General features: G+C 55.5%; 1 protein-coding gene. It reads left to right on the forward strand.

Annotated features, from left to right (window positions below; translation table 11 throughout):
- A partial coding sequence (locus QU605_RS15390; protein WP_289726212.1) for a hypothetical protein occupies window positions 1-362 on the forward strand: 362 nt, incomplete at both ends.

Consider the following 362-nt stretch of genomic DNA (forward strand, 5'->3'; position numbering starts at 1 on the left):
ACCCCTTTTGACGCTTCGAACCTTGCCCCTGGCAACGACAGCGGCGTAGGTCGCAACCGCTTGACCGACTATTCTGCTGCTACCAACCAGGAAAAGCTCGAGGGGACCCTGGTACATTTCCAGGGGGACAATATTTCAGGTTGGAATGGGCAACCCAGGGGCAATGAGCTCTACTGGGAACTTGAAGTTCCCAACGGCACCTATGCGGTAACCCTGGGACTGGGGGATGCCAGTTCCTCCGTTGACAGCCGTCACAGTGCTACTGTGGAAGGATATACGATTATCCCGGCCTTGACACCTGTCCCGGGAGAAGTACGTACGGCTACCATGATCGTCGAAGTAACCGATGGATTGCTCACCAT

The sequence above is a fragment of the Robiginitalea aurantiaca genome, assembly GCF_030380815.1.
Lineage (GTDB): Bacteria > Bacteroidota > Bacteroidia > Flavobacteriales > Flavobacteriaceae > Robiginitalea > Robiginitalea aurantiaca.